The sequence below is a fragment of the Enterobacter sp. JBIWA003 genome (genome assembly GCF_019968825.1).
Classification (GTDB): Bacteria; Pseudomonadota; Gammaproteobacteria; order Enterobacterales; family Enterobacteriaceae; genus Enterobacter; species Enterobacter quasiroggenkampii.
In genome coordinates, this window is sequence record NZ_CP074170.1 from 4,501,012 (window position 1) to 4,521,136 (window position 20,125).

17 protein-coding genes are annotated in these 20,125 nt (G+C 56.1%); 10 read left to right on the forward strand and 7 right to left on the reverse strand.

The window, feature by feature from the left end:
• Positions 1–5 precede the first annotated feature (5 nt).
• The 4 genes from hpf to npr all read left to right on the forward strand — a co-directional run bounded on the left by hpf (position 6) and on the right by npr (position 2,036).
• Positions 6–293, forward strand: coding sequence for a ribosome hibernation promoting factor (gene hpf / locus KGP25_RS21855; RefSeq protein ID WP_013098943.1), 288 nt, complete (start codon positions 6–8; stop codon positions 291–293).
• An 82-nt stretch (positions 294–375) separates the two neighbouring features.
• Positions 376–867, forward strand: a complete 492-nt coding sequence (ptsN, locus tag KGP25_RS21860; protein ID WP_008501443.1) for a PTS IIA-like nitrogen regulatory protein PtsN — start codon at positions 376–378, stop codon at positions 865–867.
• Between the two features lie 45 nt (positions 868–912).
• Entirely contained in the window at positions 913–1,767 is an 855-nt protein-coding gene (gene rapZ, locus KGP25_RS21865; protein ID WP_045910110.1) for an RNase adapter RapZ, read from the forward strand.
• Positions 1,764–2,036 (forward strand): PTS phosphocarrier protein NPr, encoded by a 273-nt coding sequence (gene npr, locus KGP25_RS21870; RefSeq protein WP_003861872.1) that lies wholly within the window; start codon positions 1,764–1,766, stop codon positions 2,034–2,036. The genes rapZ and npr overlap by 4 nt, the downstream gene beginning before the upstream one ends.
• A gap of 41 nt (positions 2,037–2,077) precedes the next feature.
• Here the strand turns inward: npr and mtgA are convergent, their stop codons facing one another.
• The 5 genes from mtgA to lptF all read right to left on the reverse strand — a co-directional run bounded on the left by mtgA (position 2,078) and on the right by lptF (position 8,337).
• Entirely contained in the window at positions 2,078–2,803 is a 726-nt protein-coding gene (gene mtgA / locus KGP25_RS21875; RefSeq protein WP_048225123.1) for a monofunctional biosynthetic peptidoglycan transglycosylase, read from the reverse strand.
• Entirely contained in the window at positions 2,800–3,453 is a 654-nt protein-coding gene (gene elbB / locus KGP25_RS21880; RefSeq protein WP_048029292.1) for an isoprenoid biosynthesis glyoxalase ElbB, read from the reverse strand. The genes mtgA and elbB overlap by 4 nt, the downstream gene beginning before the upstream one ends.
• 232 nt (positions 3,454–3,685) lie before the next feature.
• A complete protein-coding gene (arcB, locus tag KGP25_RS21885; RefSeq protein WP_048225127.1) occupies positions 3,686–6,019 on the reverse strand; it encodes an aerobic respiration two-component sensor histidine kinase ArcB in 2,334 nt (777 codons plus the stop codon).
• A gap of 135 nt (positions 6,020–6,154) precedes the next feature.
• Positions 6,155–7,237 carry an LPS export ABC transporter permease LptG gene (gene lptG / locus KGP25_RS21890; protein ID WP_045910114.1) on the reverse strand — a complete coding sequence of 361 codons (1,083 nt, stop codon included), beginning with the start codon at positions 7,235–7,237 and terminating at the stop codon, positions 6,155–6,157.
• Positions 7,237–8,337 carry an LPS export ABC transporter permease LptF gene (lptF, locus tag KGP25_RS21895; protein WP_048028830.1) on the reverse strand — a complete coding sequence of 367 codons (1,101 nt, stop codon included), beginning with the start codon at positions 8,335–8,337 and terminating at the stop codon, positions 7,237–7,239. Before lptF ends, lptG begins: the two co-directional genes overlap by 1 nt.
• Before the next feature lie 266 nt (positions 8,338–8,603).
• On the opposite strand from lptF, the gene pepA reads away from it, so the two are divergent.
• The 5 genes from pepA to KGP25_RS21920 all read left to right on the forward strand — a co-directional run bounded on the left by pepA (position 8,604) and on the right by KGP25_RS21920 (position 15,263).
• Positions 8,604–10,115, forward strand: coding sequence for a leucyl aminopeptidase (gene pepA, locus KGP25_RS21900; RefSeq protein ID WP_024906344.1), 1,512 nt, complete (start codon positions 8,604–8,606; stop codon positions 10,113–10,115).
• 119 nt (positions 10,116–10,234) lie between these two features.
• On the forward strand, positions 10,235–10,678 hold the full coding sequence (holC, locus tag KGP25_RS21905; protein ID WP_223539621.1) for a DNA polymerase III subunit chi: 444 nt from the start codon (positions 10,235–10,237) through the stop codon (positions 10,676–10,678).
• Positions 10,678–13,533: a valine--tRNA ligase gene (locus KGP25_RS21910; protein WP_223539622.1), complete on the forward strand. Its 2,856-nt coding sequence runs from the start codon at positions 10,678–10,680 to the stop codon at positions 13,531–13,533. Before holC ends, KGP25_RS21910 begins: the two co-directional genes overlap by 1 nt.
• A gap of 123 nt (positions 13,534–13,656) precedes the next feature.
• Positions 13,657–14,160, forward strand: a complete 504-nt coding sequence (locus tag KGP25_RS21915) for a GNAT family N-acetyltransferase (protein WP_111967955.1) — start codon at positions 13,657–13,659, stop codon at positions 14,158–14,160.
• Between the two features lie 83 nt (positions 14,161–14,243).
• Positions 14,244–15,263, forward strand: a complete 1,020-nt coding sequence (locus KGP25_RS21920) for an NAD(P)-dependent alcohol dehydrogenase (RefSeq protein WP_126534122.1) — start codon at positions 14,244–14,246, stop codon at positions 15,261–15,263.
• A 43-nt stretch (positions 15,264–15,306) separates the two neighbouring features.
• Here the strand turns inward: KGP25_RS21920 and KGP25_RS21925 are convergent, their stop codons facing one another.
• Positions 15,307–16,947, reverse strand: a complete 1,641-nt coding sequence (locus KGP25_RS21925) for a dihydroxyacetone kinase subunit DhaK (protein ID WP_223539623.1) — start codon at positions 16,945–16,947, stop codon at positions 15,307–15,309.
• A 137-nt stretch (positions 16,948–17,084) separates the two neighbouring features.
• Here KGP25_RS21925 and KGP25_RS21930 point away from each other — a divergent pair, with 137 nt between their 5' ends.
• Positions 17,085–18,587: a helicase HerA-like C-terminal domain-containing protein gene (locus KGP25_RS21930; protein ID WP_008502820.1), complete on the forward strand. Its 1,503-nt coding sequence runs from the start codon at positions 17,085–17,087 to the stop codon at positions 18,585–18,587.
• On the opposite strand, the gene KGP25_RS21935 is transcribed toward KGP25_RS21930, so the two are convergent.
• Complete coding sequence (locus KGP25_RS21935; protein WP_223540598.1) at positions 18,567–19,508, reverse strand: TIGR01212 family radical SAM protein; 942 nt, start codon at positions 19,506–19,508, stop codon at positions 18,567–18,569. The genes KGP25_RS21930 and KGP25_RS21935 overlap by 21 nt on opposite strands.
• Between the last annotated feature and the right edge of the window lie 617 nt (positions 19,509–20,125).

Below are 20,125 nucleotides of genomic sequence, written 5' to 3' on the forward strand. Positions count from 1 at the left end.
ACACTATGCAGCTCAACATCACTGGACAAAACGTCGAAATTACTGAGGCTTTACGCGACTTTGTGAACACGAAGTTTGCAAAACTCGAGCAGTATTTCGAAAGGATCAATCAGGTCTATATTGTGTTGAAAGTGGAGAAAGTGACTCATATCTCGGATGCCACCCTGCATGTTAACGGGGGTGAACTGCATGCCAGTGCGGAAGGGCAAGACATGTACGCTGCTATCGACGGCTTGATTGATAAGCTTGCGCGACAGCTCAATAAACATAAAGATAAACTGAAACAACACTAATTGTCCGGGCAGTTAACGGGTGCAGGACGGCCTGTTGTGAAACACAACAGGCCATTTGTACAGTTAGCGCTTAGGTGAAATTATGATGAACAACGATTCCGCTCTTCAACTGAGCAATGTCCTTAACCAGGAATGTACCCGCAGTGCGGTTCACTGCCAGAGCAAAAAACGTGCGCTGGAGATCATCAGTGAACTGGCCGCAAAACAGCTGGGCCTGCCGCCGCAGGTGGTGTTCGAAGCGATTCTGACCCGTGAAAAGATGGGCAGTACCGGTATCGGCAACGGCATCGCGATCCCGCATGGCAAACTGGAAGAGGATACCCTGCGTGCCGTCGGTGTGTTTGTGCAGCTTGAAACACCGATCGCCTTCGATGCCATTGATAACCAGCCCGTCGATCTCCTCTTCGCGCTGCTGGTGCCTGCTGACCAGACGAAAACCCATCTGCATACGCTGTCGCTGGTCGCCAAGCGTCTGGCTGACAAAACCATTTGCCGTCGACTGCGCTCGGCTCAAAGTGATGAAGAGCTCTATCAAATTATCACTGAAGCAGAAGGCAATCAGGATGATGCATAACCAGGAGATGGCCTTCACATCTGTTGTCCTGAGGAGAAACGGAACATGGTGCTGATGATTGTCAGTGGCCGTTCAGGGTCGGGGAAATCCGTTGCTCTGCGCGCGCTGGAAGACATGGGTTTTTACTGCGTCGATAACCTGCCGGTCGTGTTGTTGCCCGAACTGGCCCGTACGCTGGCGGAGAGACAAACCTCGGCCGCCGTCAGTATCGACGTTCGTAACATGCCGGAATCGCCAGAGATCTTCGAACAGGCCATGAGTAACCTGCCCGACGCATTCTCGCCGCAGCTGCTGTTCCTTGATGCAGACCGTAATACCCTGATCCGCCGCTACAGCGATACCCGTCGTTTGCACCCGCTTTCCAGTAAGAACCTCTCTCTGGAGAGTGCTATCGATGAAGAGAGCGATCTACTGGAGCCACTGCGTTCTCGTGCCGACCTGATTGTCGACACCTCTGAGATGTCCGTTCACGAGCTGGCAGAAATGCTGCGTACCCGGTTGTTGGGTAAACGCGAGCGCGAACTGACGATGGTGTTCGAATCCTTTGGCTTCAAGCACGGTATCCCGATCGATGCGGATTATGTTTTCGACGTGCGCTTCCTGCCGAACCCGCACTGGGATCCGAAACTGCGTCCCATGACCGGTCTGGATAAACCCGTTGCGGCCTTCCTCGACAGGCACACAGAAGTTCACAATTTTATCTACCAGACGCGAAGCTACCTTGAGCTATGGTTACCTATGCTGGAGACAAACAATCGTAGCTATCTGACGGTAGCGATTGGCTGTACCGGCGGTAAACATCGTTCGGTTTATATCGCCGAACAGCTGGCCGACTATTTCCGCTCGCGCGGGAAGAACGTTCAGTCCCGTCATCGCACGCTGGAAAAACGTAAAACATGACCGTAAAACAGACCGTTGAGATCACCAATAAGCTGGGCATGCATGCGCGCCCGGCGATGAAGCTGTTTGAGCTGATGCAGGGTTTCGATGCAGAAGTTCTGCTGCGGAATGACGAAGGTACCGAAGCGGAAGCGAACAGCGTGATCGCGCTGCTGATGCTGGATTCCGCCAAAGGGCGTCAGATTGAAGTCGAAGCCACCGGCCCTCAGGAAGAGGAAGCGCTGGCGGCGGTGATTGCGCTGTTTAACGCGGGGTTCGACGAAGATTAAGGTCTCTCCCCTTCAGGCGGGTGGCGCTGCGCTTACCCGCCCTACATAAGTTTGTTGCTCTCCATAAACCCTTCTCCTCCCAACTGACGCATCTGGCGCATAATCCACGCCTGACGGCTTCGCACGTACCCTGATGGGGCACTGGCTTTAAAGCGGATGGGATTCGGTAAAACAGCGGCCAATAGCGCTGCTTCTGACATGCTCAGACGGCTGGCTGGCTTATTGAAATAACGCTGCGCTGCAGCTTCCACGCCAAAAACACCGTCGCCAAACTCGGCAACGTTGAGATACACGGTCAGAATGCGCTTTTTGCTCCAGACCGTTTCCATGCCCAGGGTTAATCCTGCTTCCAGCCCCTTTCGCACCCAGCTGCGGCCGTCCCAAAGAAACAGATTTTTGGCCGTCTGCTGCGACAACGTTGACGCGCCACGCACGCGGTTTTCATGACGTTCGTTATGCGCCAGTGCCTTCTCAATCGCGGCCACATCGAATCCCCAGTGCTCCGGGAATTTCTGGTCCTCCGCTGCGATGACCGCCAGCCCCATGAACGGCGAGATCTCGTCCATGCTTACCCAGTCAGAATGGGCGACATAGCCGAAATCACCGCTGAGCCACGCACCGAGCTGACGCTCAACCATCACGGCGGAGAACGGAACCGGCATAATGCTGAACAGGGCGAGTCCACCGCCCCAAAACACCGCCAGCACCAGAACGATGCGCAATAAAGTACGTTTTACCCACGCACCTGCGCCGGATTGACGACTCATTCAGCCAGCACCAGCACGCGGGCGACCAGCTTTTCGATTCCCGTAGCCGCTTCTGCAATATTCTGCGCCAGCATATAGGCCGGCGTGGTGACAATTTTATTATCTTCATCAACCACAATGTCATCCACCGGGCACGGAACGTGTTCGCCCCCCATTTCCTCGACGATCTCCGCAGTATCAATATCCGTCCCGATGGTCAGGCGCAGCGGGAAATCAAAAATCTTAGGCAACATCGCCGGTGCAATACAGATAAAGCCCAGCGGTTTCCCTGCCGCATGCATGGCCTGCGACAGCGCTTTGAGATGAGGATCGATCTGACACTCCGCGCCCTGCGCGGCAAAGGTACTGAGATTTTTGGCCGCGCCAAATCCCCCCGGCACAATGAGCGCATCAAGCTCTGCGGCGTCTGCCTGAATAAGAGGATGGATGTCACCTCGCGCAATACGTGCGGCTTCAATCAGCACGTTACGGGTTTCCGCCATTGGTTCACCGGTCAGATGGTTAATCACATCCGCCTGATTTTTGTCTGGCGCAAAACAAATCACCTCTGCTCCCTGCTTAGCCAGGGCCAGCAGCGTAATGACGGCTTCGTGTATTTCAGAACCATCGTAAACACCACATCCGCTGAGCACGACACCAATCTTTTTCATCATGACAATCCTTTTCTGCAACTTGCTGAAGCACATTAATAATTTTGATTAAAACGTTATGCTTCACACATTTCACTGATTCATGTAACAAACCATTTAAGATTTGCTATCTTATCTGCGTGCGGCCTAAATTTTTCAGGCAGCGCCCTTTCGAAAATAACGTTTAAAAACAGGCGCAGCCACGATTTCCCTGGTGTTGGCGCAGTATTCGCGCACCCCGGTTAATCCGGGGTCATTTTTTTCTGGCGTCAACCCAGGCTTTAAGCACCGCAACATCGTTTTGCCACTCTTGCTTCATCTCTTCAACCCAATCACCCACGTTATCTTCCCATGCAGGTAAATCAGGCGACTGAATCTGTTGTCCCAGTTGCTGCAGGTGGCGTAAGCCAACCGAGCCGGCTGCACCTTTGATTTTATGTCCTTCTTCCACGATACCCTTCTGGTCACGGGCCGTCAGGTTGGATTCCAGCACGCTCAGATAGCCCGGCATCATTTTTTCGAACACGGCCAAACCGTCGGTAATCAGTTTCGGCCCCACCAGATCGATATACTGCTCCAGCATCGCGGTATCGAGTATCGTTTGGGCTTTTGCGCTATCAACAGACGTCATGGTGCTCTCCTCTTCATCATGGGTATCCCAGAACTTTTTGATCATAGCGGTCAGAGCAGGCACCGCCAGCGGCTTGCTGAGTACATCGTCCATACCGGCATCGAGATACTCTTTTTTATCTTTCAGCACGTTCGCCGTCAGGGCAACCAGCGGCGGCAGTTCGTCGGCCGCGTACTGACGCGTCAGCTCGCGCGAGATATCCAGCCCGGTCATATCCGGTAATTGAATATCCAGCAGAACAAGATCGTATTCGCCGGGTTTAAACATCTCCAGCGCGGCTTTGCCGGTCATCGCGACATCCACGCTGTTGCCCAGTTTTTCCAGCACCGAGCGCGCCACGATCACGTTCAGCTCAATGTCTTCCACCAGCAGGACGTGCAGGGCTGGCAGCGGCATATCGTCATTTTCAAAGGTATCTTCTACCTCTTCCGCCACCGCTGGCGCATGGACCGTCAGCGTGAAGGTTGACCCTTTGCCCGGCTGGCTGGCTACGGTGATATCACCGCCCATGCTCTTCGCCAGACGTTTAGAGACCGCCAGGCCAATGCCTGTTCCGGTCGCCGGTTTCCCGCCGTTGCTGTCTTTCACCTGGTAGTACATAGCAAAGATCTTGTCCTGCTCCTCCTGCGGAATACCAATTCCGGAGTCCTCTACCTCGAAGTGCAGCATGTCGCCTTCGTCATAGCGGATACGCACCGCCACCTGCCCCTTCTGGGTGAATTTCACCGCGTTGCTGATCAGGTTCCACAGGATCTGGCGCAGTCGCGTACCGTCAGTCACCACTTTATGCGGCAGCGGCAGGGTGGGCTCCATAACAAAGCTCAGGCCCTTCTGCTGCGCCTGCAGGCCGGACAGGTTTTCCAGATCGGCAAGGAAGCTGGTGAAATCAACCGGCTGGTTATCAAGCTGAACTTTGCGGCGCTCCATCTTATCCATATCAATAATATCATTGAAGATATTACCCAGCGTGACCGCTGAGACATGGATAGTCTTGAGGTATTTTTCCTGCTCTGCGGTCAGGTCGGTATCCAGCAGAATACGGCTCAACCCGACGATGCCGTTAAGCGGCGTACGCAGCTCGTGGCTGATGGTGGAGATAAAGGTGGTCTTGTCGCGGCTGGCACGCTCCAGGGCATCCTGGTAGCGCTTACGCTCGGTAATGTCGCGGCCAAAGCCCATCAGGCCGTGGCGTTTGCCCACGCGGTCATAGTACGGCACCTTACGGATCTCAAAGCAGGCTTTGCGCCCGTCCGGGTAATCCAGCCACTGTTCATAGGTCAGCGAGACGTTATGACGGAAGACTTTTTCGTCGGTCTCCATGACCTTGGCCGCCGCCTCTTCAGAGTAAACGTCCTGCGGCTTCAGGTGAATCAGCTGCTTCTCGCTTTTCCCGGTAAGCAATTCCATCGCCCGGTTACAGCCGGAAAATTCTTTATCTTCATTACGGTAAAACACCAGATCCGGCGACGCATCCAGGAACGACCGCAGGAAAGAGGATTGCTGCTCAAGCTGGATCTGCGTGACCTCGCGCTCTTTCATTTCGATTTTCAGCTGCTCCAGGGTGGCCTGACGCTCGGCCTCCGCCTTCTCACGATCTGAAATCTCCTGATTCAGCTGCGCAATGTTGTCTTTGAGCTGGACGTTGAGCTTGAGGTCGCGCTCGCGCATCTCTTCCAGTTTATCCACCAGCTTAGACAGACGCTGACGGGACTCTTCCAGCTGTTCAACCACTACGGAAAGGAAATAGACCGCCCAGGGAGTAATAAGCAAGCCAAAGAAGATGGAGCGGATGACGTCGATACTCTCGACCTGACCATGCAGAACCATGGTAACCGCCATTTGCACGACAATGGCCAGAACGACCAGCGCCAGCGCAAGCAGCATGGAAAAACGCACCAGCCCAAGCTTCATCATCAGGTCGACGTAATACTGGGCAAGCATTCGAATTTGCTTCATAGAGGATCCCTTCACGACGTTATCGCTCAATAATACTCAAATTCGCGGCAGGACGTTGAAGGTTGTGAGAAAAAGTGCGGGGTGAAACAGGAGATTAGCCTCGCTCCCGGGCAACCGGAAGCGAGGTAAGGTCAATCAGGAGCGTTTCAACAGCAGCCAGAGACTGATCAGGAGGAAGCTGGCGCTTGGCAGCAGCGCACCGATAATCGGCGGAATGCCATAAACCAGTGTCAGCGGACCGAAGATCTGATCGAGCACGTAGAACACAAAGCCGAAGCTGATACCGGTCACGACGCGAACCCCCATCGGCACGCTGCGCAACGGGCCGAAGATAAACGACAGCGCCATCAGCATCATTACCGCCACGGACATCGGCTGGAAGATTTTGCTCCACATGTTGAGCTGATAGCGTCCCGCATCCTGTCCGCTCGACTTCAGGTATTTCACATAGTTGTGCAAACCGCTGATGGAGAGCGCGTCAGGATCCAGCGCCACGACGCCGAGCTTATCGGGCGTCAGGTTGGTTTTCCACGTACCGGTTACCGTCTGAGAACCCGTAATCTGTTTCGGATCGGTCAGGTTAGATTCATCAACCTGGGACAACCGCCACTGCTTATGTTCGGCGTCAAACTTCGCCGAAGAGGCGTGGCGAACGGACTGCAGACGGCGCTGGTCATCGAAAGCGTAGATGCTCACTCCGCCCAGTTCATCATTCCCCTTCACCCGTTCGATGTAGACGAAGTTTTTTCCGTCTTTGGCCCATAAACCTTGCTGAGTCGAGAGCAGTGAGCCGCCGTACATCGCCTGAGCACGATAGTTACGCGCCATCTGTTCGCCCTGCGGCGCGACCCACTCGCCAATCGCCATGGTCAACAGCACCAGTGGGATGGCGGTTTTCATTACCGACAGCGCGACCTGCATGCGGGTAAAACCCGAGGCCTGCATAACGACCAGCTCGCTGCGCTGCGCCAGCATACCCAGCCCCAGCAGCGCCCCCAGCAGGGCCGCCATCGGGAAGAAGATCTGCACATCTTTCGGCACGCTGAGCAGGGTATACATCCCCGCGCCCAGCGCGTCATAGCTCCCCTGCCCGGCTTTTTTCAGCTGATCGACAAATTTGATAATGCCGGAGAGCGACACCAGCATGAACAACGTCATCATGATGGTGGTAAAAATGGTTTTACCGATATAGCGATCAAGAACGCCAAACGCCTGCATTAGATGGCTCCTTTACGCGAGAATCGGGCACGTATGCGGCGCACAGGCACCGTATCCCACAGGTTTAACCCCAGCGCCAGTAAGATGTACAGGCTGTTGACGAACCACGTCCAGATCATGGGATCCAGCTTGCCCTTCGCGCCGTTGGAGCGAATCGAGGTTTGCAGCAGGAAATAGATCAGGTAAAGCAGCATCGCCGGAAGCATAGAGAGCACGCGTCCCTGACGCGGGTTCACCACGCTCAGCGGAACGACAATCAGCGCCATCATAAACACGGTGAAGACAAGCGTAATACGCCAGTGGAACTCAGCGCGCGCGCGGTTGGTATCGGTATTCCAGAGGGTACGCATGTCCATTTGCTCGGTATCGGTTGGATCGAGCGACACCGTCTGATGGCCGATAATGGCCTGATAGTTCTGGAAATCCGTAATTCGGAAGTCACGCAGCATCGCGGTGCCTTCGAAACGGGTGCCTTTGTTCAGCGTCACGACCTGAGAACCATCTTTGCGCTGAGCCAGCTGACCGGAATCTGCCACCACCACGGAAGGACGTGCGTTACCTTTAGGACGCAGCTGCGCCAGGAAGACATCGTTGAATTTACTGCCGTCAACGCTCTCAATAAACAGCACGGAGTTTCCGTCGGTTGCCTGCTGGAACTGCCCCTGGGCTAACGCCGCCATGCCGGGGTTGGCTTTCGCTTCGGCCAGCACTTCATCCTGATGGCGGGAAGACATGGGGCCCGCCCACATCACATTCACCGCCGCAACGATACCCGTGAACAGCGCCAGTATCATGGCGGCTTTCACCAGGACCGCTTTGCTCAGGCCACAGGCATGCATCACCGTGATTTCACTCTCGGTATAGAGTTTCCCAAGCGTCATGAGCAGGCCAAGGAAAAGACTTAGCGGCAGGATAAGCTGCGCCATTTCCGGGATCCCTAAACCAAGCAGGGAAAGCACCAGATTTGTTGGAATTTCGCCGTCAACGGCCGCACCGAGGATCTTAACCAGCTTCTGACAGAAAAAAATCAGCAGCAGGATGAAGAGGATCGCCAGTTGGCTTTTGAGCGTCTCCCGCACCAGATATCTTATGATTATCACTTTAAATACGCCCGTAAAAACCCGTCTCTTTGCTGGAAAATCGCTTGTTTCATGGCTTAAACGTCATTTATTCTCTTGAGTCGTCGAAATCATCGCTAAGATTAAAACATCCGGCGGATTCACGCTTCAGGACTTTTTCTGACGTGTCGAAACCGTAGTAACGTAAGATTAACACGAAGTCACCACAACAGCGGACATGAGTTACGAAAGGTTTCAATTCTATCCGTAGCAGCCGCCGTTGTCTTTAAGATTCAGGAGCGTAGTGCATGGAGTTCAGTGTAAAAAGCGGTAGCCCGGAGAAACAGCGGAGTGCCTGCATCGTTGTGGGCGTCTTTGAACCACGCCGACTCTCCCCGATCGCCGAGCAACTCGATAAAATCAGTGACGGCTATATTAGCGCCCTGCTGCGCCGTGGCGAACTGGAAGGCAAACCTGGGCAGACGCTGTTACTGCACCATGTTCCGAACGTACTCTCAGAGCGCATTCTGCTGATTGGCTGCGGCAAAGAACGCGAGCTGGATGAACGTCAGTATAAGCAGGTGATTCAGAAAACAATCAATACGCTGAATGATACCGGTTCAATGGAAGCCGTCTGCTTCCTGACCGAGCTGCACGTTAAAGGGCGTAACACCTACTGGAAAGTGCGTCAGGCGGTCGAAACGGCAAAAGAGAGCCTGTACAGCTTCGATCAGCTGAAGACCAATAAAAGCGAGCCGCGTCGTCCGCTGCGTAAAATGGTCTTCAACGTGCCAACCCGTCGCGAACTGACCAGCGGCGAACGCGCGATCCAGCATGGTCTGGCGATTGCTGCCGGCATTAAAGCGGCTAAAGATCTCGGCAACATGCCACCCAACATCTGTAACGCGGCGTACCTGGCCTCTCAGGCACGTCAGTTGGCCGACGCCTACAGCAAAAACGTCATTACCCGCGTCATCGGCGAACAGCAGATGAAAGAGCTGGGAATGCACTCTTACCTGGCAGTCGGTAACGGTTCGCAGAACGAATCCCTGATGTCCGTCATCGAGTACAAGGGCAACCCGGCCGAAGACGCGCGCCCTGTCGTGCTGGTCGGTAAAGGCCTGACCTTCGATTCCGGCGGTATCTCCATCAAGCCTGCCGAAGGCATGGACGAGATGAAGTATGACATGTGCGGCGCGGCGGCGGTTTACGGCGTCATGCGCATGGTCGCGGAACTTCAGTTGCCCATCAACGTGATCGGCGTTCTGGCGGGCTGCGAAAACATGCCTGGCGGTCGCGCTTATCGTCCGGGTGACGTCCTGACCACCATGTCCGGCCAGACCGTTGAAGTACTGAACACCGACGCCGAAGGCCGTCTGGTACTCTGCGATGTGCTGACCTACGTTGAGCGCTTCGAACCTGAAGCGGTCATTGACGTCGCCACGCTCACCGGCGCCTGTGTGATTGCGCTGGGCCACCACATTACAGGCCTGATGTCGAACCACAATCCACTGGCGCACGAGCTGATTGGTGCCTCGGAGCAGGCCGGTGACCGCGCATGGCGTCTGCCGCTGGGTGACGAATATCAGGAGCAGCTGGAGTCTAACTTCGCGGATATGGCGAACATCGGCGGACGTCCTGGCGGGGCGATCACCGCGGGCTGCTTCCTGGCGCGTTTCACCCGTAAGTACAACTGGGCGCACCTGGATATCGCGGGTACCGCATGGCGATCCGGCAAGGCCAAAGGCGCAACCGGTCGTCCGGTAGCGCTGCTGTCGCAGTTCCTGCTCAATCGTGCGGGTTTTAACGGCGACGAATGATATAAAATGCCGGGTGGCGGCTTCGCCTTACCCGGCCTACAACGTCATTCAACCGTAGGCCGGGTAAGCGTAGCGCCACCCGGCTTTGCATTTGAATCCAAAACTAAGAAGCCCCATATATGAAGAATGCAACGTTCTACCTTCTGGACAACGACACCCATCAGGATGGCCTCAGCGCCGTCGAACAGCTGGTGTGTGAAATTGCCGCAGAACGTTGGCGCGCAGGCAAACGCGTGTTGATCGCCTGTGAAGATGAGCAGCAGGCCATTCGTCTCGATGAAGCGCTGTGGGCTCGCCCGCCGGAGAGTTTTGTTCCGCATAACCTGTCAGGCGAAGGGCCACGCGTCGGGGCACCGGTTGAAATTGCCTGGCCGCAAAAGCGCAACAGCAGCGCGCGCGACATTCTGATTAGCCTGCGGATAGATTTTGCAGATTTTGCCACCGCTTTCACAGAAGTGGTAGACTTTGTCCCTTACGAAGAATCTTTGAAACAACTGGCGCGCGAACGCTATAAAGCGTACCGCCTGGCTGGTTTTAACCTGAATACGGCAACCTGGAAATAATGGAAAAGACATATAACCCACGCGATATCGAACAGCCGCTTTACGAGCACTGGGAACAGCAGGGCTATTTCAAGCCTAACGGCGACGAAAGCAAAGAGTCCTTCTGCATCATGATCCCGCCGCCGAACGTCACCGGCAGTTTGCATATGGGTCATGCTTTCCAGCAGACCATCATGGACACCATGATCCGCTACCAGCGCATGCAGGGTAAAAACACACTGTGGCAGGCGGGGACTGACCACGCGGGTATCGCGACCCAGATGGTGGTTGAGCGTAAAATTGCCGCTGAAGAAGGGAAAACCCGCCACGACTACGGTCGCGACGCGTTCATCGACAAAATCTGGCAGTGGAAAGCGGAATCCGGCGGCACGATTACCCGTCAGATGCGCCGCCTCGGTAACTCCGTGGACTGGGAGCGCGAGCGCTTCACCATGGATGAAGGCCTCTCCAACGCCGTGAAAGAAGTCTTCGTCCGTCTGTACAAAGAAGACCTGATTTACCGTGGCAAACGCCTGGTCAACTGGGATCCGAAACTGCGCACCGCAATTTCTGACCTGGAAGTGGAAAACCGCGAGTCCAAGGGCTCCATGTGGCATATCCGCTATCCGCTGGCCGACGGCGCAAAAACCGCCGACGGTAAAGATTACCTGGTGGTCGCGACCACCCGTCCGGAAACCCTGCTGGGCGATACCGGCGTGGCCGTTAACCCGGAAGATCCGCGTTATAAAGATCTGATTGGCAAATTCGTGGTGCTGCCGCTGGTAAACCGCCGTATTCCGATTGTGGGCGACGAACACGCCGACATGGAAAAAGGCACCGGCTGCGTGAAAATCACCCCGGCGCACGACTTCAACGACTATGAAGTGGGTCGTCGTCACGCCCTGCCGATGATCAACATTCTGACCTTCGACGGCGATATCCGCGAAAGCGCAGAAGTGTACGACACCAAAGGCAACGAATCCGACGTTTATTCCAGCGACATCCCGGCCGAGTTCCAGAAGCTGGAACGCTTTGCCGCGCGTAAAGCGATTGTGGCTGCCGTTGACGCACTGGGCCTGCTGGAAGAGATCAAGCCTCACGACCTGACCGTGCCGTACGGCGACCGTGGTGGCGTGGTTATCGAGCCAATGCTGACCGACCAGTGGTACGTACGTGCCGACGTGCTGGCGAAACCGGCTGTGGAAGCGGTTGAAAACGGCAGCATTCAGTTCGTACCGAAGCAATACGAAAACATGTACTTCTCCTGGATGCGCGATATTCAGGACTGGTGTATCTCCCGTCAGCTGTGGTGGGGTCACCGTATCCCGGCATGGTACGACAACGACGGCAACGTTTACGTTGGCCGCAGCGAAGATGAAGTGCGTCAGGAAAACAACCTGAGCGCTGACGTAGCCCTGCGTCAGGACGAAGACGTGCTGGATACCTGGTTCTCCTCCGCGCTGTGGACCTTCTCCACCCTCGGCTGGCCAGAAAACACCGACGCGCTGCGTCAGTTCCACCCAACCAGCGTGATGGTGTCCGGCTTCGACATTATCTTCTTCTGGATTGTCCGCATGATCATGATGACTATGCACTTCATCAAAGATGAAGACGGCAAGCCGCAGGTTCCGTTCCATACCGTCTACATGACCGGTCTGATCCGCGACGACGAAGGCCAGAAGATGTCCAAATCCAAGGGTAACGTCATCGACCCGCTGGATATGGTTGATGGTATCTCTCTGGAAGAGCTGCTGGAAAAACGCACCGGCAACATGATGCAGCCGCAGCTGGCGGAGAAAATCCGCAAGCGCACCGAGAAGCAGTTCCCGAACGGGATTGAGGCTCACGGTACCGACGCCCTGCGTTTCACCCTGGCGGCACTGGCCTCGACCGGTCGTGACATCAACTGGGACATGAAGCGTCTGGAAGGTTACCGTAACTTCTGTAACAAGCTGTGGAACGCCAGCCGCTTCGTGCTGATGAACACCGAAGATCAGGATTGCGGCTTCAACGGCGGCGAGATGACTCTCTCCCTGGCTGACCGCTGGATCCTTGCGGAATTCAACCAGACGGTGAAAGCGTTCCGCGAGGCGCTGGACAGCTACCGCTTCGACATCGCGGCGGGCATTCTGTATGAATTCACCTGGAACCAGTTCTGTGACTGGTATCTGGAGCTGGCGAAGCCGGTCATGAACGGCGGCACTGAGGCAGAGCTGCGCGGCACGCGTAACACGCTGATTACCGTTCTGGAAGGCCTGCTGCGCCTGGCGCACCCGGTTATTCCATTCATCACCGAGACCATCTGGCAGCGCGTGAAGGTGATTGCAGGCATCAACGCCGACACCATCATGCTGCAGCCGTTCCCGGCATTCGATGCGGCGAAAGTCGATGAAGCGGCGTCTGCGGATACCGAGTGGCTGAAGCAGGCGATCGTGGCGGTACGTAACATTCGTGCTGAAATGAACATCGCCCCGGGCAAACCGCTGGAGCTGCTGCTGCGCGGCTGCAGCGAAGCGGCCATTCGTCGCGTCACCGAGAACAACACCTTCCTGAAAACCATGGCGCGTCTGGAAAGCATCACCGTGCTGCCTGCGGATGATAAAGGTCCGGTTTCCGTGACCAAAATCATCGACGGTGCCGAGCTGCTGATCCCAATGGCGGGTCTCATCGACAAAGACGCTGAGCTGGCTCGTCTGGCGAAAGAAGTGGCGAAGGTCGACGTGGAAATTGGCAAAATCGAAAGCAAACTGGCGAACGAAGGCTTTGTTGCCCGCGCGCCGGAAGCGGTCATCGCGAAAGAGCGTGAGCGTCTGGTTGCCTTCGCCGATGCGAAGACCAAGCTGATTGAGCAGCAGGCGGTTATCGCTGCCCTGTAATGCTTTTACCCCTTACGCTTCAGGGCGTAAGGGGTAACCTTCCTGAAAACTCCTCGCTTGCACTCCCCTTTCTGCGGTGCTATTAACAGCAGTTATGTGTCAATTTTTGTAATGAGTAATGCTATGAGCGTGATTACCCCCGTCGCGACGACGATGCGTCGGATCACTGAGCAGGATAATCCGGCTATCGCCGCCGTTATTCGCACCGTTTCTGCCGAATATGGCCTGACGGCTGACAAAGGCTACACGGTTGCCGACCCGAATCTGGACGCGCTTTTCCAGCTTTACAGCCAGCCGGGACATGCCTACTGGGTAATCGAGCAGAACGGCCAGGTAGTCGGCGGCGGCGGCGTGGCGCCCCTCAGTTGCAGCGAGCCGGATATCTGCGAACTGCAAAAAATGTATTTCCTGCCAACGGCACGCGGACAAGGACTGGCCAAAAAGCTGGCGCTGATGGCGCTGGACCACGCGCGCAAGCAGGGCTTTACCCGCTGCTACCTGGAAACGACCGCCTTCCTCAAAGAGGCCATCGGCCTGTATGAACATCTGGGCTTTGAGCATATCGATGCGCCGCTGGGCTGTACCGGCCACGTTGATTGCGAAGTCAGGATGCTGAAAAGTCTGTAACTTTCGTTCCTGCCCTCTTCTGTTAAGCGGCTGTAAACTGAATGCTCTACACTCTCAGTTCACACCACAACGGGGGAAACACGATGTCAAAGATAAAAAGCTACGCCGCACCGCAGGCGGGTGCAGAACTTGAGCTGTACGAGTACGATGCGGGCGAACTAAAAGCAGAAGACGTCGAAGTACAGGTTGATTACTGCGGGATCTGCCACTCGGATCTCTCGATGATCGATAACGAATGGGGCTTCTCCAGCTATCCGCTGGTTGCCGGACACGAAGTCATTGGCCGCGTCGTGGCGCTCGGTAGCGCCGCGCAGGACAAAGGGCTGAAAGTGGGCCAGCGCGTAGGCATTGGCTGGACAGCGCGCAGCTGTGGTCACTGCGATGCCTGTATCAGCGGCAATCAGATCAACTGCCTCGAAGGCGCCGTTCCCACCATTCTGAACAAAGGCGGTTTTGCCGATAAACTGCGCGCCGACTGGCAATGGGTTATCCCGCTGCCGGAAAGCATTGATATCGAATCCGCCGGTCCGCTGCTGTGTGGTGGTATCACCGTCTTCAAACCGCTGCTAATGCACCATATCACCGCCACCAGCCGCGTCGGCGTCATCGGTATCGGCGGACTGGGGCATATTGCCATTAAGCTGCTGCACGCGATGGGCTGTGAAGTCACGGCGTTCAGCTCGAACCCGGCGAAAGAGAAAGAAGTGCTGGCGATGGGGGCGGATAAAGTGGTGAACAGCCGCGATCCGCAAGCGCTGAACGCGCTGGCGGGCCAGTTTGACCTGATCATCAACACCGTTAACGTGGATCTCGACTGGCAGCCGTACTTTGAAGCGCTGGCCTACGGCGGTAACTTCCATACCGTGGGTGCGGTGATGAAGCCGCTGCCGGTTCCGGCGTTTACCCTGATCGGTGGGGATCGCAGCGTGTCAGGCTCCGCTACCGGTACGCCGTACGAGTTGCGCAAACTGATGAAATTTGCCGGACGCACCAAAGTGGCGCCGACCACCGAACTGTATCCGATGTCGAAAATCAACGAAGCGATCCAGCACGTGCGCGACGGCAAAGCCCGTTACCGCGTGGTGTTGAAAGCAGATTTCTGATATGACATTGCCGGGTAATGGCTTCGCCTTACCCGGCCTACTTTCACTGCTGCGCCAATACGTTAAATACTTCCGCTACCGCGACCGCTCCCGGATCCATCACCCCATCCAGGTTCTCTTTATTGACATACGACGAGCGTCCCGCGCCGGCTTTCGCCATTTTTGCCGTTGCTTCTGCGCCCTGCTGCGCGGCCTGCGCTGCCGCCTGAATATTGCCTTTCTGTAACGCCTCCAGCGCCGGTTGCAGCGCATCGATCAGCGTGCGATCGCCAAGATCCGCTCCGCCGTACTGCTTCATCTGCGCAAGTCCGCTGAGCAAGGCCTCCGGGAGCGTCTGACCATCGTGAAGCTTTTGCCCGGCCGCGGTGAAGAAGATCGACATCAGCACCCCGCTCGACCCGCCCATCACCGTGGCTAGACGCTCGCCAACCAGCAGCAGCAGCTTAGACACGTCATTAAGCGGGAGCGTGTTCTCCTCCAGGCGCTGCGCAATATCCCGCGCCCCTTGCGCAAAGGTAGAGCCGGTATCGCCATCCCCCACCCTGGCATCCAGCGCGTTCAGGCGGTTTTCCAGCTGGATTAGCGTTGTCGACACGGAGGAGACAAACGCACGCACCTGGGGATTGTCAGAGGGGGTATACTCCACACGGTCATGAATGGCGCTATGCGCCACGGTGCGCAGTGGCGCAAACGCGACGGGCTTCTGCCAGCCCAGCGTCTCGACGTCGGCGTGAATCGCCTTTTCGAAGAAATCGTTGAGCTTCAGCAGCGTCAGAGAAAAGCCTTTCATATCCAGCGCGCTGACCAGCGGCGCTGGGCCAATCAGGTACGCGATATTCTCTTTCAGCGCCGAATGCGCCAGCTCTTTGGTCAGCAGCGCCATCTCCAGCGCCGATACGCCGCCAAGATTGTTAATCAGCACCGCAAAACGCCCCTCACCCGCCTGCGCGCTTAACGGCGTCACCAGGGTGTCGATAATGGCTTTGCTGTTTTGCGTATCCACCACGGAAGCCCCGGGCTCGCCGTGAATGCCCAGGCCCAGCTCGACATGGCCTTGTTTAATGCGCCCCTCTTCATCGTCGCTGCCCGGCAGGTTGCAGGTTTGCATCGCCACGCCCAGGCTCCAGAGGTTATCGCAGGCCTGTTGCGCAATATCCCGCACCTCACTCAGCGATTTCCCCTGCTCCGCCGCATAGCCCGCAATCTTGTGCACCAGTGCCGTACCGGCAATACCGCGCGGCTGCTTGTTATCCGGCAGCGCGATATCGTCTGCCACAATCACCATCTCCACCTTCAGGCCGTAGCGCTTGGCCTTTTCGGCCGCCAGGCCAAAGTTCAGGCGGTCGCCGGTGTAGTTTTTGACGATCAGCAGACAGCCGCGATCGCCCGTGACCGCGACAATGGCATTCAGCACCGCATCCACGCTCGGCGAGGCAAACAGATCGCCGCACACTGCCGCCGTCAGCATCCCTTTGCCGACAAACCCGGCGTGTGCGGGTTCGTGGCCTGAGCCGCCGCCCGAGATCACCGCCACGCGGCTTTTGTCCCAGTCGCCGCGTGCGACGATCCTGATGGCCGGATCGATATCAAGCTTGACGAGATTGGCATGTGGCGCAGAAAGCAGTATGCCTTCAATGGCATCGTTGACCAGCTGTTTGCGATCGTTAAAGAAGAATCTGGACATAGTTTCCCACTATTTTGTGAACCGTATGCAAAAGCATAGTCCGCGCTGGATAATGCGCCGCAAAGTCAGGAATTTACTCAACCAAATTGCTATCAGGTTGCCTATACTCCACCCAGGACTAAGAGAGGAAGCGCATCATGAGTACACCATTGTTAATTGCCCGGACGCTGGAAAAAGAGCTCTATTTACTGCCCGCGATGGCGAACCGCCACGGTCTGATCACCGGCGCGACCGGGACGGGGAAAACCGTCACCCTGCAAAAGCTGGCGGAGTCGCTTTCGGAGATTGGCGTACCGGTCTTTATGGCTGACGTAAAAGGCGATTTAACCGGTGTGGCTCAGGAAGGGACGGCCTCTGAAAAACTGCTCGAACGGCTGAAAAATATTGGCATCACGGACTGGACGCCGCACGGTAACCCGGTGGTGGTGTGGGACATCTTCGGTGAAAAAGGCCACCCGGTACGCGCCACCGTCTCCGATCTTGGCCCGCTGCTGCTGGCCCGTCTGCTTAACCTCAACGACGTGCAGTCCGGCGTGCTGAATATTATCTTCCGCATTGCCGATGACCAGGGGCTACTGCTGCTTGATTTCAAAGATCTGCGCGCCATTACGCAGTACATCGGCGATAACGCCAAATCCTTCCAGAACCAGTACGGCAACATCAGCAGCGCCTCGGTGGGCGCTATTCAGCGTGGGCTACTGACGCTTGAGCAACAGGGCGCTGAACATTTCTTTGGTGAACCCATGCTGGATATCAAAGACTGGATGCGCACCGACAGCAGTGGCAAAGGCATTATCAACATCCTGAGCTCAGAGAAGCTCTACCAGATGCCGAAACTCTACGCCGCCAGCCTGCTGTGGATGCTCTCCGAACTCTATGAACAATTACCTGAAGCAGGCGATCTGGAAAAACCGAAGCTGGTCTTCTTCTTTGACGAAGCGCATCTGCTGTTTAACGATGCACCTCAGGTACTGCTGGATAAGATCGAACAGGTTATCCGCCTGATCCGCTCCAAAGGCGTCGGCGTCTGGTTTGTCTCGCAAAACCCGTCGGATATCCCCGACAACGTGCTCGGGCAGCTCGGCAACCGCGTGCAGCATGCCCTGCGCGCCTTTACGCCGAAAGATCAGAAAGCGGTGAAAGCCGCCGCGCAAACCATGCGCGCCAATCCGGCCTTTGATACCGAAGCGGCGATTCAGGCGTTAGGCACCGGTGAAGCGCTGATCTCGTTCCTCGATGCGAAGGGCAGCCCGTCCGTGGTGGAACGCGCCATGGTCATTGCACCTTGCTCGCGCATGGGGCCGGTGACCGACGATGAGCGCAACGGCCTGATTAACCACTCTCCGGTTTACGGGAAATACGAAGACGAGGTGGATCGCGAGTCCGCGTTCGAGATGCTGCAAAAAGGGGTCCAGGCGACAACGGAATCGCAGGATGCACCTGCCGCTAAAGGGCAATCAGTCGCCGTGGATGACGGCATTCTTGGTGGGCTCAAAGACATTCTGTTCGGCAGCACCGGGCCGCGCGGCGGCAAGCGCGATGGCGTAGTGCAGACCATGGCGAAAAGCGCAGCCCGACAGGTCACCAATCAGATCGTGCGCGGCATGCTGGGGAGTTTGTTAGGCGGCCGTCGCAGGTAAACGGGGAACCCACGGGCGGCCCAGCGCCGAACCCTGTACGCCGTTCTCCTGCAGGTAGCGGTCTATTTCCACCATCCCCGTCCAGCGGTTCTCACACCACAGCGGTGCCAGAAGCGTTGGACGGCGGGCGCTGGCCGAGATGCGGTGGTAGACAATCTCCGGCGGCGTGTGGCGAATCATCTCCCCCGCCGTCACCGTATAGTCCTCAAGCTCGATACCGCTTAACCGCCCGGCCTCCCAGGCTTTCGCCATAATGCTGCCTTTCACGATATGCAGCGGATGCAGCTTGATGCCGTCCACGCCGGTTTCAACGACTTTTTCCAGCGTTTCAAGGCCATGCTGTTGACCTTCGCCGGGTAACCCAACAATCAGGTGCGAACAGACCTTCAGCCCGCGCTCGCGGGCCAGGCGCGTGGTGCGCTGGTAGCAGGCAAAATCATGCCCACGGTTAATTCGGTGCAGCGTTTTGTCATGTGCCGTTTGCAAGCCCAGCTCCAGCCAGATCTCGTAGCCTTGTTCTTTGTACTCGCTGAGCAGGTCCAGCACCGCGTCCGGAACGCAGTCCGGACGCGTTCCCACGCACAGCCCAACGATACTGGCCTGGCTGACGGCCTGCTGATACATCGAACGCAGTACCTGCACCTCCGCCCACGTGCTGGTATAAGCCTGAAAATAGGCCAGATACTGCTTCGCGCGGTTCACCAGGCTGGCCTGGTGGGCAAGCTGCTCAGCGATAGAATGGTGCTGCTGCGCCTCATCGGCAAACGACGCGACGTTACAGAAGGTGCAGCCGCCGCGCCCGATGGTGCCGTCGCGATTCGGGCAGCTAAACCCGCCGTGCAGCGTCAGCTTATGAACCTTTTGCCCGTACCGCTGCAAAAGATCCCCACCAAACATATTGACTAATTTCTGTAACTGCATAATCTGATAGACCGTCCCGAAGAAAGGGGACAAGCCTGCCATTTTTAGCCTCTTTCGGCGATGACCTGGATCAATCGCCCTGGACGGCCTTTATCTATATGAATAAATACTCAGGATTACTGCAATTTCATTCACGCCGTACGTGATTACTTTTCCTTATGTTCTGATTGTTTTTTTCATTTATAACGCCAGCACTGAAAAACAGTGTGTTTATGCGGGTTTGCAGACAATGCCAGATTATTATTCTGCTATAAAACCGCTATTCAGCACGCTACATTGATAATACCGCTTTCATATAGTGAGTCAGATCACACTCCGCTGCGCTCTTTCAGGGCATTCAATCAATGTAAAACTAGTTAAATAACCTTTAGAAACAATCAGATAATCACTCTTTAGCACATTTTTGTATAAATAAGATTGCCATTTGACCTGTGTACCAATTCCCGATAAGTTGGAAATCCGCTGGAAGCTTTCTGGATGAGCGGCCTGCTCATCATATTTATGCAGTAATTGAGATTCCCTCTGAAGCAAGTCCTCAAACTTGTTTACCTGCGCGAAAGGATGAAAAAGAGGGCGAATGCGAGGTCCGCGTATGAAACGCAAACCCCGTCGCCATG

Bases quoted from the DNA above. Each gene is read 5' to 3' on its own strand.
- hpf (WP_013098943.1), top strand. From the start codon at position 6: ATGCAGCTCAACATCACTGGACAAAACGTCGAAATTACTGAGGCTTTA.
- ptsN (WP_008501443.1), top strand. From the start codon at position 376: ATGATGAACAACGATTCCGCTCTTCAACTGAGCAATGTCCTTAACCAG.
- rapZ (WP_045910110.1), top strand. From the start codon at position 913: ATGGTGCTGATGATTGTCAGTGGCCGTTCAGGGTCGGGGAAATCCGTT.
- npr (WP_003861872.1), top strand. From the start codon at position 1,764: ATGACCGTAAAACAGACCGTTGAGATCACCAATAAGCTGGGCATGCAT.
- mtgA (WP_048225123.1), bottom strand. From the start codon at position 2,803: ATGAGTCGTCAATCCGGCGCAGGTGCGTGGGTAAAACGTACTTTATTG.
- elbB (WP_048029292.1), bottom strand. From the start codon at position 3,453: ATGAAAAAGATTGGTGTCGTGCTCAGCGGATGTGGTGTTTACGATGGT.
- arcB (WP_048225127.1), bottom strand. From the start codon at position 6,019: ATGAAGCAAATTCGAATGCTTGCCCAGTATTACGTCGACCTGATGATG.
- lptG (WP_045910114.1), bottom strand. From the start codon at position 7,237: ATGCAGGCGTTTGGCGTTCTTGATCGCTATATCGGTAAAACCATTTTT.
- pepA (WP_024906344.1), top strand. From the start codon at position 8,604: ATGGAGTTCAGTGTAAAAAGCGGTAGCCCGGAGAAACAGCGGAGTGCC.
- holC (WP_223539621.1), top strand. From the start codon at position 10,235: ATGAAGAATGCAACGTTCTACCTTCTGGACAACGACACCCATCAGGAT.
- KGP25_RS21910 (WP_223539622.1), top strand. From the start codon at position 10,678: ATGGAAAAGACATATAACCCACGCGATATCGAACAGCCGCTTTACGAG.
- KGP25_RS21915 (WP_111967955.1), top strand. From the start codon at position 13,657: ATGAGCGTGATTACCCCCGTCGCGACGACGATGCGTCGGATCACTGAG.
- KGP25_RS21920 (WP_126534122.1), top strand. From the start codon at position 14,244: ATGTCAAAGATAAAAAGCTACGCCGCACCGCAGGCGGGTGCAGAACTT.
- KGP25_RS21925 (WP_223539623.1), bottom strand. From the start codon at position 16,947: ATGTCCAGATTCTTCTTTAACGATCGCAAACAGCTGGTCAACGATGCC.
- KGP25_RS21930 (WP_008502820.1), top strand. From the start codon at position 17,085: ATGAGTACACCATTGTTAATTGCCCGGACGCTGGAAAAAGAGCTCTAT.
- KGP25_RS21935 (WP_223540598.1), bottom strand. From the start codon at position 19,508: ATGCAGTTACAGAAATTAGTCAATATGTTTGGTGGGGATCTTTTGCAG.